We start from the raw sequence: 11,316 nt of genomic DNA, 5'->3' as shown, positions 1-11,316 counted from the left end.
TCCGGACTGCCGATATCAGAATTGGTTGTTGATGCCAAACTTGAAGTTCTGCGTCTTGTCGAAGTCTTCCTTGAGAACCGGGATTGCGTAATCCAGACGCAATGCACCGAAAGGAGACTGCCAGACGACGCCGACACCGACGGAAGCGCGCAGCGAGGCGTCTTCGCCCTCAATGCCGTCGCCCCTCAGGTCAACGTCGTTGCCGAACAACGTGCCGGCATCGGCGAAGACCGCGCCGCGCAGGTTGAAGTCGCGCGGGAAGCCCGGCATCGGGAACGTCGCTTCGGCCGATGCGGTGAAGTACGTTGTGCCGCCCAGCGGATCGTCGTTGTCACCCCTGACGCGTGGGCCGATACCCTTGTTCTCGAAACCGCGAATGTCGCCATTGGTCAGCGTGAACTGGTCGAAGACATTCAGGTGCTCACCGAAGCCGACGACATAACCCGCCGAGGCCGAAACCGAGCCGATGATATCGGCATCATCAGCAAGCAGGTGGTAGTAGCGGGCCTTGCCGTAGATCTTATAGAACTGCGAGTCGCCACCGAGGCCGGCAATTTCCTGCGTCGCCGTCGCGTAGATGCCTTCGCGCGGCAGAACAGTGTCATCGAGCGTGTTGTAGGTCAGCGTCTGCGAGACGGAGGAACGTGTCCACGGGCTGTCCTCAACGAGGTGCTGATACGGAGCGGACAGATCGGAAAGATCGCTGTTGTCAGCGTCGTACTTCATCTGCTTGTAGTTATAGCGGAAAGTCGTCGCCAGATCTTCGGTGATCGGCGCCGTGACGCGCAGAACGACGCTGGTTTCCTGGTAGTCGTAATTGTCGTTGCTCGACGTTTCACTGTGGTTGACGTCGAAGCCCGCCGCCAGGCGGTAGCCGAGGAAATAGGGTTCGGTGAAGCTGACGCCGTAGGCGCGCGAGCCTTCCTGACCGCCGCCGGCCGAGATGCGGATGTACTGACCGCGGCCAAGGAAGTTCTTTTCTTCGATCGATGCTTCGAGCAGCAGACCGTCGCCGCCGGCGGCATAACCCGCGCCGACACCGAACGAACCGGTCGACTGATCCTGCACGTCGACCACCACCACGACACGATCGGGGGAGCTGCCCGGCTGCGTGGAGATATTGACGGAAGAGAAGTAACCGAGCGCCTCCAGACGACGCTTGGCCTTGGTGATCATCTGCTGATTGAAGGCGTCACCTTCGCTCATGTCAAATTCGCGGCGGATGACGTAGTCGCGCGTACGGCTGTTGCCGCGGATCTCGATGCGCTCCACATAGGCGCGCTCGCCCTGGTCGACGAGATATTCGACGCCGATCGTGTTGTTGTTGAGGTCGCGGTTACCGCGCGGTGTGACGCGCGCAAAGGGATAACCGGCCGACGCAACCTGATCAGAGATCGCTTCGATCGACTTCTGCACTTCCTTGGCGCTATAGACGTGACCTTCCTTCGTGCGCACCAGCGGCAGCAGCTGATCGGAGCCAACACCTTCGACGGTCGACTGGACGGTCACCGGTCCGAAGTCGTAGCGCTGACCTTCCTCGATGTTGAAGGTGAGCGTGTATTTGTTGGTCGCCTCGTCGAAGCTGGCATCGGAAGAGACGATGCGCATGTCGGCATAGCCGCGATTGTAATAGAACTGGCGCAGCGCTTCCTCGTCGGCGTGAAGCTTGTCTTCGTTGTAGACGTCCTTGCGGGTCAGGAACGAAAGGAAGTTCGAACGCTTGGTATTGATGACGGCAGCCAGACGACCGGCGCTGTAGGCATTGTTGCCGACGAAATTGATCGAATCGATCTTGGTGCGATCGCCCTCGTTGATGACAAAGGCGAGATTGACGCGGCCCTCGCCGAGCGGCACCACCTGCGTCGTCACTTCGACTTCGCTGCGGCCGGTGGCGGCATAGGCATCCTTGATCGCCTGGATGTCGGACTGGATCTGCGTGTCGCTGTAAGGACCGGCAGCATGCGTCTGGACGATCGTCGCGAGCTTGTCGTCCTTGATCTTGCGGTTGCCGTTGAAGACGACCTGATTGACGAGCTGGGCCTCCTGGACGTTGACGACGAGCGTGCCGCCGGAAACCGAAATCTTCACATCGGAGAAGTAGCCCGTGCCGTAAAGCTGTTTGACCGAGTTATCGATATCAGTGTTCGAGAAACTCTTGCCCGGCGTGATGGTGAGGTTCGACCGGACAGCTTCCGCGCCGACGCGGCTTGCGCCACGCACATCGATGCGCTGGATGACCGCGGCCTCAGCGGCCGTAGCGGAAACGAACGTCAAAGCACCTGCGCCCGAAGCAACAACACTAGCAGACAGCGCAACCGCCGATACTGCGTTCAAAAACTTTGAACCAGCCTTCATTTCACCTATTACCTTTTTTCCCTCGTCCCCGTCCCCGGGAGAACCCGATTCCGGTCACGTGTGTCGTTTTACCCGCTTTTGACATACAAGCAAGGGAGGGCGTTAATTTCTGTTTACTTCATTTCCAAGCGTGACCCATTCGCCACTACAGCCTTGAAACATCGTAAATAAATAGTAATTCCCTTGCCTTACGCGTTTACCCTCAGCTCAGGGTGATGTCGTTCCAGGTCGTGAAAACCATCAATGTCAATATCATTGCCAGGCCTATACGAAATGCAATTTCCTGGGCCTTGGCACCCAGCGGTTTTCCTCTGACCGCTTCCACCGCATAGAACATCAGGTGGCCACCATCAAGTACCGGAACCGGCATCAGGTTAAGCAATCCTATCGAAACCGACAGCACCGCAGCAAGCTGCAACACTGCCCCCAGGCCAAGCTTCGCCATCTGGCCGGTAGCCTGCGCCACACGGATCGGCCCGCCCAGTTGATCAGCCCGCATTGATCCGCTGAAGATGTTGCCGATATATTTGAAGGTGTCCGTGACGATTTGCCCGCTGGCGATCACGCCCTCACGCAGCGCCTGGAGCGGCGTGTAGGTCTGCAGCCGGAAATTGCCGGAGTTCTTGTCGGTAGCGATGCCGATCTGACCGACTTCCATCTTGTTGCCGAACTGATCGGTCTGGTCGACGCGCTGCGGCACCATCGGCACATCGAGCTTCTGGCCGCCGCGCTCGACTGTGACGACAATCCTCTGGCCGGGGCGCATGCCGACATAGCGGCGCACATCTTCAAACGTCTCGACCTTGCCGCCATCAAGGGCAACCAGGAGGTCGCCGGGAAGGATGCCGGCCGCGGCCGCCGAGCTCTCCGGCTTGACCTCGGCAACGACCGGGTCGGCGATCATGCGGCCATAGACGGTGAAGAGAACAGTGAAGATGGCGATCGCCAGCAGAAAATTGGCGATCGGACCGGCTGCGACAGTCGCGGCACGTTTCCACAGCTTGGCGCCGGCAAAGGAGCGCGCCCTCTCCTCCTCGGACATGGCGGCAAGCTTGTCGCTGTCCGGTTTGCTCGACGCATCCTCGTCGCCGAAGAAGCGGACGTAACCGCCAAGCGGGATCACGGAGATCTTCCAGCGTGTTCCATGACGGTCGGTGAAGCCGAACAGCTCGGGACCGAACCCGACCGAAAAGGCAAGGATACGAATGCCGCTCCAGCGCCCGACAAGGTAATGGCCCATCTCATGCACGAAGACGAGCAGCGAGAGCACCAGGATGAAGGTGACGATGTTCCCCATCACAAATGCGTATATGCCGGTCATCGCGTCCATGGGTTCCTTCCGTCAGGCTGCCGCGTCATCAGAGGCCGAACAATGCCGCTCCGAGCGACGTCATGCCAGCCCCCTTTATCAGGGAAAACAGTGTAGCAAGCAAGAACGCCGCAAAACAGGCGAAAATCAGCCCGTCGACGCGGTCCATGACGCCGCCATGGCCCGGAATAAGACGGCTCGAATCCTTGACGCCGAATTTTCGCTTGATGAAGGATTCGAAAAGATCGCCCGACTGGCTGCAGATCGACAGGATGAGCGCCACGCCGGCGGCGGCGACTTCGGCGCCCGGAAAGAGGAAATAGGCGAGAAGGATGCCCGCTGCGACCGCAGAAACGGCGCCCCCGATTGCACCAGACCATGTCTTTCCCGGGGAGATCGATGGGGCAAGCTTCGGTCCGCGGAGCCTCCTGCCGACGAAATAGGCAAGGATATCGGTCGCCCAGACGACAGCAAAGACGAAAAGCATGGCGTAAAGACCGGGCTGGTCGTCGCTTCTGATCGCGGCGAGTGCCAGGCCCGTGGCGCCGGCATAGAAGAGGCCGACAGGCAGCCAGCGACTCGTGCCGTGCAGAATGATCAGGGCTATGCCGACGGCGGTGACCCCGGCCAGCATGCCGGCGGCGAATTCGAAATTGCCGACAAGCACGAGGAAGGCGACCGCCGCTTCGCCGATCCAGCCGACCACATTGGCGACCCAATCCCGCGCAATGCCGGTTATCTTAGACCATTCATAATAGATCAGCAGGCCAATCACCGTCGCCAGGGTGCGAAAGGCAGGGCCGCCATACCAGGTGGCGACGAGAACGATGACCGCGAGAATCAATCCTGAAACGATGCGGAGCTTCAATTCCCTCTGCATCAGGTGCCGACCGCAGCTGCCTGCGATGACAGGCCGCCGAAGCGCCGGTCGCGGGAGGCGAATTTTTCCAGCGCCGAGCGGAAAATCTCCGGGCTGAAATCGGGCCAGTATTCCGGGACGAAGATGAATTCCGAATAGGCGGCCTGCCAAAGCAGGAAGTTGGAAAGCCGTTCCTCGCCGCTGGTGCGGATGATGAGATCCGGATCGGGGATGCCCGCCGTGTCGAGACGGGCGTTGATCAGCGCGGGGGTGATGTCCTGTGCCCGCAGGCGGCCGGACTCGACGTCCTTCGCCAGGCTCACCACGGCGCGCGAGATTTCATCGCGCGAGCCGTAATTGAAGGCGATGACCAGCGTCAGCGCCGTGTTGTCCCTGGTGGTCTCCTCCGCCTCCAGCAGCAGGCCGAGAATGTCGCTGCGCAGGCTGTGGCGGTCGCCGATCACCTTGATGCGCACATTCTGACGATGAAGCTCGGCCAGGTCGCGACGAATGAAAGCCTTGAGCAGACCGAGCAGATCGGAAACCTCGGCTTCGGGCCGGCGCCAATTCTCCGAGGAGAAGGCGAAGAGGGTGAGATATTTTATGCCGGCCGCACCGGCGGCGCGGACTGTCTCGCGTACGGCCTCGACACCCTTGCGATGGCCCATCGTGCGCGGCAAGCCGCGCTGCTTGGCCCAACGGCCATTGCCGTCCATGATGATGGCAACATGCTCTGGCACAGTCACAAATACAGATTCCGACATTTCCCGTCCGGTCTTTCCAGGCAAAGGCACAGGTCCACTAGACCTGCATGATTTCCTTTTCCTTCTCGCCAAGCAAGCGGTCGATTTCGGAAATCGTCTCGTCCGTCATCTTCTGTACGCGTTCGGACTGCGCACGGCTCTCGTCCTGGCCGATTGCACCGTCCTTTTCGGCTTTCTTGAGTCCGTCCATGCCGTCGCGGCGGACATGGCGAATCGCGACCTTGCTCTTTTCGGCATAGTCGTGCGCCACCTTGACGAGCGACTTGCGGCGCTCCTCGTTCAGCTCCGGCAACGGAATGCGCAGGCTCTGGCCGTCGACGATCGGGTTGAGGCCCAGATTGGATTCGCGGATGCCACGTTCGACGGCGCTGACCATCGACTTGTCCCACACGGAAACCGTCAGCATGCGCGGCTCGGGCACGGTGATGTTGGCGACCTGGTTCAAGGGCACGCGCGAACCATAGGCCTCGATCGTCACCGGATCGAGGATGTTGGCCGAAGCACGGCCGGTGCGCAACGATGCGATGTCGCTCTTGAATGCAGAGACCGCGCCGTCCATCCGGCGCTTCAGTTCCTTGATATCGATACCTTCACTCATGTCGATGCTCCCGTTTAGAGCGATGCCGAAAAGTCAGCGGTTTTCGGGACGTCTCATGCTCTAATTCTTTAATGTAGAACATGTTTCAGTTTTCAGGCCAACCGGACCTAAAGCTCAACCATGTTCTAGCGAGGGCTGCGCCGAAACCGCGGCGCGGCTTGTATCAGTTGTCGGAGACGATGGTCTTGAGGCCACCGCCCGTCAAGATTTCAGCAAAACCACCCTTCTCGTGGATCGAGAAGACGATGATCGGAATGGAATTTTCCCTGGCAAGCGCCACGGCGGCAACGTCCATCACCGCAAGCCCCCTGTCCAGCACCTCCTGGTGGGTCAGGCGGTCGAAGCGGGTCGCATCGGGATATTTCTTCGGGTCGGCGGTGTAGATGCCGTCCACCTGCGTGCCCTTGAAGATCGCTTGCGCGCCCATTTCGGCGGCGCGCAGTGCTGCGGCGGAATCGGTGGTGAAGAAGGGATTGCCGGTGCCGCCGGCAAAGATCACCACGCGTCCCATCGACAGATGATAAAGGGTCGCTCGCTGCGAGAAGCTCTCGCAGATCTCCGGCATGGAGATGGCCGAAAGCACCACCGTATCGATGTTCAGCTTGCGCAGCGAGGTTGCCAGCGCGAGCGCGTTGATGATGGTGCCGAGCATGCCCATATGGTCGCCGGTCACCCGGTCGCCGCCTTTGGATGCGACTGCGACACCGCGGAAGATATTGCCGCCACCGACGACGACGCCGACTTCCACGCCCATATGCCTTGCCTCGGCGATATCGGATGCAATGCGGTCCGCCACCGCGACATCGATCCCGAAGCCCTGGCCACCCATGAGCGCTTCGCCGGAAGCCTTGAGCAGAACGCGTTTATAGACAGGCTCTAAAGACATCTTGGCTCCTCGTAAATTGCCGTGAATGCCCGATACACGAAGGGCACCGCGTTGTCACGCGATGCCCTGGCGTTTTCCCAATTATGGCTGAAAGATCAACCCTTGACGGCAGCCGCGACTTCAGCCGCGAAATCGGTCTCTTCCTTCTCGACGCCTTCGCCGAGCAGGAGACGTGCCATGCCGGCAACTTCGATCGGGGCGCCGACGGCCTTTTCAGCTTCCTTGATGGCGGCTGCGACGGTGAGATCGGGATTGATGACGAAAGACTGCGAGAGAAGAGCGACTTCCTCGAAGAACTTGCGCATGCGGCCTTCGACCATCTTTTCGATGATGTTGTCGGGTTTGCCCGAAGCGCGCGACTGCTCGATGAAGACGTTGCGCTCGCGTTCGGCGACGGCGGCATCGACCTCCTCCGGGCGGATCGCCAGCGGCGCGGTCGCAGCAATGTGCATGGCGACCTGGCGGCCGATTGCGTTCAGGGCTTCCTTGTCACCGGTCGACTTCAGCGCCACGAGAACGCCGAGCTTGCCAAGGCCGTCGGAAACCGCATTGTGGATATAGGTGGCGACGACGCCGTCCTCGACGGAGAGAGCGATCGAACGGCGCAGGTTCATGTTCTCGCCGATCGTTGCGATCGCATCCTTGATGGTGTCGGAAACGGACTTGCCGGATGCCGGGTAGGTCGCAGCGCCGACGGCCTCGACAGTGCCGTTCGTCGAGACGGCGACCTTGGCGATGCCGCGGACGAGATCCTGGAAGGCATCATTACGGGCGACGAAGTCGGTTTCGGAGTTGACTTCGACGACGACGGCCTTCGTGCCTTCGCTCGAAACGCCGACGAGGCCTTCGGCGGCGGTACGGCCGGACTTCTTGTCAGCCTTGGCGATGCCCTTGGCGCGCAGCCAGTCGATCGCCGCTTCCATGTCGCCGCCGGTTTCAGCAAGAGCCTTCTTGCAGTCCATCATGCCTGCGCCGGTCTTTTCGCGCAGTTCCTTCACCATTGCAGCCGTAATCTCGCTCATTATCTTCCTCTTGTCGGTTCAAACGGTGGACCGCAAAGCGGCGCGGCACCGGATTGAGGCACGAAATGTACCTGTATGTATGACAGCGTGATGAAGACGCGCCATAACGAAACTTTACTGACGGAGCGCCTGACGCCTCCGCCTTGAAACAGGTAAGGCCGCCGAACTTCGATGAGTCGCGAGCGGCCTTCCCAGTCTGCAAGCTTTGACGGAGTTTTGTCTCCGCCCGCCTTCATCAGCCTTCGGCTGCTTCCTCGAGAGCCGGCTCGACCGGAACTTCGGAGGATGCGCCGAGATCACGGCCGGAAGAGCTCTGCTGGCGCGCAATGCCGTCGATGGCAGCGCGGGAGATCAGCTCGCAATACAGGGCGATGGCGCGCGATGCGTCGTCGTTGCCCGGGATCGGATAGTCGATCAGGTCCGGATCGCAGTTCGAATCGATGATGGCGACGACCGGGATGCCGAGGCGCTTGGCTTCGTCGATCGCGATCTTTTCCTTGTTGGTGTCGATGATGAACATCAGGTCGGGCGTGCCGCCCATATCGCGGATACCGCCGAGAGCCTTGTCGAGCTTTTCACGCTCGCGCTCGAGGTTCAGGCGTTCCTTCTTGGTGAAGCCCTGCGCTTCGCCATTGAGGATCTCGTCGAGCTTGCGCAGGCGCTGGATCGAGTTGGAGATCGTCTTCCAGTTCGTCATCATGCCGCCGAGCCAGCGCGAGTTGACGTAGTACTGGGCCGAGCGCTTGGCGCTGTCGGCGATGATCTCGGACGCCTGGCGCTTGGTGCCGACGAAGAGAACGCGGCCGCCGCGGGCGACGGTGTCGCTGACGACCTGGAGGGCGCGCGACAGCATCGGAACGGTCTGGGCCAGGTCGATGATGTGGATGTTGTTGCGATCGCCGAAGATATACGGCTTCATCTTCGGGTTCCAGCGATGGGTCTGGTGGCCGAAGTGGACGCCTGCTTCAAGAAGCTGACGCATAGAAAAATCAGGCAATGCCATGCCTTGTTACTCCTTTTCCGGTTGAACCTCCGCAAGACGAACAGCACCCTCTTCGAGAATGCCACCGGCGGAACAGCCCGGATTTCTCCCGGGCGATCCCATGCCTTACGTGTGGAATGCCGGTGCCCATACATTCGAATTGGCACGAAAGCAAGGCCCATGCTGGAAAAACCGATCCAACGCCCTATGCAGGACAACAATTGACGTCATCGCAGCGGAAGATCAGCTTGCTGACGGCACTTTGACCGTTGCTGATCGGCGAGCCCGGCGTTTTCCGATCGCTGGAGCTGCGGCCTACTTGCAGACCTCAGCCTTGTGATCGAGCAGCTCGAGCTTGGCAAGCTTCCCGGTCAGGACGAAATCGCCATAATCCATCGTCAGGTCGCGGGTGATGCCGTTCTCGTAGAGCTTGAACGACATGCGATAGACCGGCACCGAATCCGATTTTGCATTCTCGTTGAAATAGGCAATGGTCACCGGCCAGAAGGCTGTCTTCGAGAAGGCGCCGGCATTGCCGGCGTCGGCTTCCTCGGCAGCGGGCGTTTCCTGCTTGCCGACGATCGTCGTCGTCACCAGCGACTTGTCGCCGTCATCGGAACCGTCGAAAACGCGGGCTTCGAAGAAACGTTTTCCCTCCTTGGCGTTCTGGATCACATCGAGCATATGCTCTGTCGGAAAGCGGCTTTCGCCAAGCTGCAGCTCGCGGCTCGCCGGCTGCTTGAGATCGACCTTGACGCCATCGGCCTGATTTTCGGCCGCGCCGTTGACCTCCTTGTCGAGTTGGTCGTCGGTGAAGGATTTGGTGTCGAAGGTAAATTTGCGGTCCTTCAGGTTCTCGAAGGTCTTTGTCTGCTGATCGCTGACGCGCACGCTGTCGCCGGTATCGATCTGCGTCACGAAGCGGAAATTTGTAGTGAAGCCCTGGCAATAGCTGCCGTCGAATTCATAGACCATGCGGCCGTACATGGAGGCGATGCCGGAGCGGTCCGACGCGTCCTTCAATTCCAGATCGTAGACCGCGCGATGGGCGACGAGGCCGGTCGCGATCGCAGCACTTGCCGCAGGCGCAGCCGCCCATGCATGGGCGGAAAGGCCGGCGAGAAGCAGAGCGGCTAGACTCGATCGGAACATTCATTCACTCCTGTTGGACTCGGCCGCGATGTTATAAGAAAGCTTTCGGCCAAATCGAGGCTCGAAGCTGTCATATTAAAGATTCTAGTCTTGATGCATAATTTTTGAAACATTGACAACAAAAGCGGAGACGAAAATGTCCAATGAAATTGCTGCGCGCCTGAGCGAGATGGGGATAACCCTGCCTGAAGCTGCGGCACCTGCCGCAAACTACGTTCCGTATGTGATCAGCGGCAATCTTCTCTACATCTCCGGACAGCTGCCGCTCGAAGGGGGCAAGGTCGCGGTATCCGGCCATCTCGGCAAAACGGTCGACGTTGCGAGCGGCCAGCGCGGCGCCGAGCTCTGCGCCATCAACATCCTCGCCCAGGCCAAAGCTGCGCTCGGCGGCGACCTCGGCCGCATCCGGCGCGTCATCAAGCTGAACGGATTCGTCGCCTCGGCGCCCGACTTCATCGAGCAGCATCTCGTCATCAACGGCGCTTCGAACCTGATCGCCGGTGTGCTCGGCGAGGCCGGCAAACATGCGCGCGCCGCCGTCGGCATGGCCGCTCTGCCGCTCAACGCCGCCGTCGAGATCGACGCTATCATGGAAATCGCAGAATGACCAATGCGGACTGGATCAAGGACGTGCCGGTCGCCCATCGCGGCTATCACGACCTGAATAAGCTTGTCTGGGAAAATACGCTTTCGGCCTTCTCGCGCGCGGTCGAAGCCGGCTTTGCGATCGAATGCGACCTGCATTACGCCTCCGACGGCGTACCGATCATCTTTCATGACGAGGATCTTCAGCGTCTGTGCAATCTGAACGGCGACGTCCGCGAGCGCACCTCCAGGGAACTCGGGCTGATCGCCGTCGGCGGCACGGGCGACAAGGTGCCGACGCTCCGCCAGCTCCTGGACCTCGTCAAGGGCAAGGTGCCGCTGGTGCTGGAGCTGAAGGGCCGTGAGGCCGACGACGAGGGTTTTGCCGAATCCGTGCTCGAAGTACTCGAAGGCTATGAAGGCAAGGTGGCGCTGATGAGCTTCGACCATTGGCTGCTGCGCGATCTGAAGGCGCTTGATGCACCCTACCCGCTCGGATTGACGGCCGACGGCAATACGCCGGAGCAGTTCAGAACACATGCGCAGGCGATGGAGATCGGTTTGGATTTCATCTCCTATTATTATGGCGATCTGCCGAATGCCTTCATCACAGGCGAACGCGAAAAGGGCTTGCCTGTAATCACCTGGACGGTGCGTGACGAAGAGGCATGCCGGCGTACATTCCAAAACGCCGACCAGATGACCTTCGAAGGCTTCGATCCGCGCGAGGCCGTTTGATGCTCGCTTTTTGGCCAAGATCATGCGCAGACTGAGGTAGAGCCGAACCGTCCCCTCCCCACAGGC

General features: G+C 60.2%; 11 protein-coding genes. 2 read left to right on the top strand and 9 right to left on the bottom strand.

The features are described from left to right. Positions 1-15 precede the first annotated feature (15 nt). The 9 genes from bamA to NL154_RS08800 all read right to left on the bottom strand — a co-directional run bounded on the left by bamA (position 16) and on the right by NL154_RS08800 (position 9,927). Positions 16-2,355 carry an outer membrane protein assembly factor BamA gene (gene bamA / locus NL154_RS08840; RefSeq protein WP_210631511.1) on the bottom strand — a complete coding sequence of 780 codons (2,340 nt, stop codon included), beginning with the start codon at positions 2,353-2,355 and terminating at the stop codon, positions 16-18. Between the two features lie 202 nt (positions 2,356-2,557). Beyond that, the gene (gene rseP / locus NL154_RS08835) at positions 2,558-3,685 is read right to left on the bottom strand and encodes an RIP metalloprotease RseP (protein ID WP_221124080.1); all 1,128 of its coding nucleotides are present in this window, start codon (positions 3,683-3,685) and stop codon (positions 2,558-2,560) included. A 28-nt stretch (positions 3,686-3,713) separates the two neighbouring features. Continuing rightward, complete coding sequence (locus tag NL154_RS08830) at positions 3,714-4,544, bottom strand: phosphatidate cytidylyltransferase (RefSeq protein ID WP_210631513.1); 831 nt, start codon at positions 4,542-4,544, stop codon at positions 3,714-3,716. Continuing rightward, a complete protein-coding gene (locus tag NL154_RS08825) occupies positions 4,544-5,287 on the bottom strand; it encodes an isoprenyl transferase (RefSeq protein WP_210631514.1) in 744 nt (247 codons plus the stop codon). The genes NL154_RS08830 and NL154_RS08825 overlap by 1 nt, the downstream gene beginning before the upstream one ends. 37 nt (positions 5,288-5,324) lie before the next feature. Next, positions 5,325-5,885 carry a ribosome recycling factor gene (gene frr / locus NL154_RS08820; RefSeq protein ID WP_039619546.1) on the bottom strand — a complete coding sequence of 187 codons (561 nt, stop codon included), beginning with the start codon at positions 5,883-5,885 and terminating at the stop codon, positions 5,325-5,327. 163 nt (positions 5,886-6,048) lie between these two features. Further along, the gene (pyrH, locus tag NL154_RS08815; RefSeq protein ID WP_064691480.1) at positions 6,049-6,771 is read right to left on the bottom strand and encodes a UMP kinase; all 723 of its coding nucleotides are present in this window, start codon (positions 6,769-6,771) and stop codon (positions 6,049-6,051) included. Positions 6,772-6,866: 95 nt separating this feature from the next. Further along, the gene (gene tsf / locus NL154_RS08810) at positions 6,867-7,793 is read right to left on the bottom strand and encodes a translation elongation factor Ts (protein ID WP_210631515.1); all 927 of its coding nucleotides are present in this window, start codon (positions 7,791-7,793) and stop codon (positions 6,867-6,869) included. Positions 7,794-8,028: 235 nt separating this feature from the next. Then, positions 8,029-8,796, bottom strand: a complete 768-nt coding sequence (gene rpsB, locus NL154_RS08805) for a 30S ribosomal protein S2 (RefSeq protein WP_003573382.1) — start codon at positions 8,794-8,796, stop codon at positions 8,029-8,031. A 294-nt stretch (positions 8,797-9,090) separates the two neighbouring features. Beyond that, positions 9,091-9,927, bottom strand: a complete 837-nt coding sequence (locus tag NL154_RS08800) for a cell envelope integrity EipB family protein (protein WP_210631516.1) — start codon at positions 9,925-9,927, stop codon at positions 9,091-9,093. Between the two features lie 136 nt (positions 9,928-10,063). Here NL154_RS08800 and NL154_RS08795 point away from each other — a divergent pair, with 136 nt between their 5' ends. Further along, a complete protein-coding gene (locus tag NL154_RS08795; protein ID WP_210631517.1) occupies positions 10,064-10,534 on the top strand; it encodes a RidA family protein in 471 nt (156 codons plus the stop codon). Continuing rightward, a complete protein-coding gene (locus NL154_RS08790; RefSeq protein ID WP_210631518.1) occupies positions 10,531-11,250 on the top strand; it encodes a glycerophosphodiester phosphodiesterase in 720 nt (239 codons plus the stop codon). The genes NL154_RS08795 and NL154_RS08790 overlap by 4 nt, the downstream gene beginning before the upstream one ends. Positions 11,251-11,316: the final 66 nt, after the last annotated feature.

The organism is Rhizobium sp. YTUHZ044 (assembly GCF_051123975.1).
GTDB lineage: Bacteria > Pseudomonadota > Alphaproteobacteria > Rhizobiales > Rhizobiaceae > Rhizobium.
This window is presented reverse-complemented; position numbering and strand designations above follow the sequence as displayed.

Coding starts and splice junctions, on each gene's coding strand:
- bamA (WP_210631511.1), bottom strand. CDS start 2,355: ATGAAGGCTGGTTCAAAGTTTTTGAACGCAGTATCGGCGGTTGCGCTG.
- rseP (WP_221124080.1), bottom strand. CDS start 3,685: ATGGACGCGATGACCGGCATATACGCATTTGTGATGGGGAACATCGTC.
- NL154_RS08830 (WP_210631513.1), bottom strand. CDS start 4,544: ATGCAGAGGGAATTGAAGCTCCGCATCGTTTCAGGATTGATTCTCGCG.
- NL154_RS08825 (WP_210631514.1), bottom strand. CDS start 5,287: ATGTCGGAATCTGTATTTGTGACTGTGCCAGAGCATGTTGCCATCATC.
- frr (WP_039619546.1), bottom strand. CDS start 5,885: ATGAGTGAAGGTATCGATATCAAGGAACTGAAGCGCCGGATGGACGGC.
- pyrH (WP_064691480.1), bottom strand. CDS start 6,771: ATGTCTTTAGAGCCTGTCTATAAACGCGTTCTGCTCAAGGCTTCCGGC.
- tsf (WP_210631515.1), bottom strand. CDS start 7,793: ATGAGCGAGATTACGGCTGCAATGGTGAAGGAACTGCGCGAAAAGACC.
- rpsB (WP_003573382.1), bottom strand. CDS start 8,796: ATGGCATTGCCTGATTTTTCTATGCGTCAGCTTCTTGAAGCAGGCGTC.
- NL154_RS08800 (WP_210631516.1), bottom strand. CDS start 9,927: ATGTTCCGATCGAGTCTAGCCGCTCTGCTTCTCGCCGGCCTTTCCGCC.
- NL154_RS08795 (WP_210631517.1), top strand. CDS start 10,064: ATGTCCAATGAAATTGCTGCGCGCCTGAGCGAGATGGGGATAACCCTG.
- NL154_RS08790 (WP_210631518.1), top strand. CDS start 10,531: ATGACCAATGCGGACTGGATCAAGGACGTGCCGGTCGCCCATCGCGGC.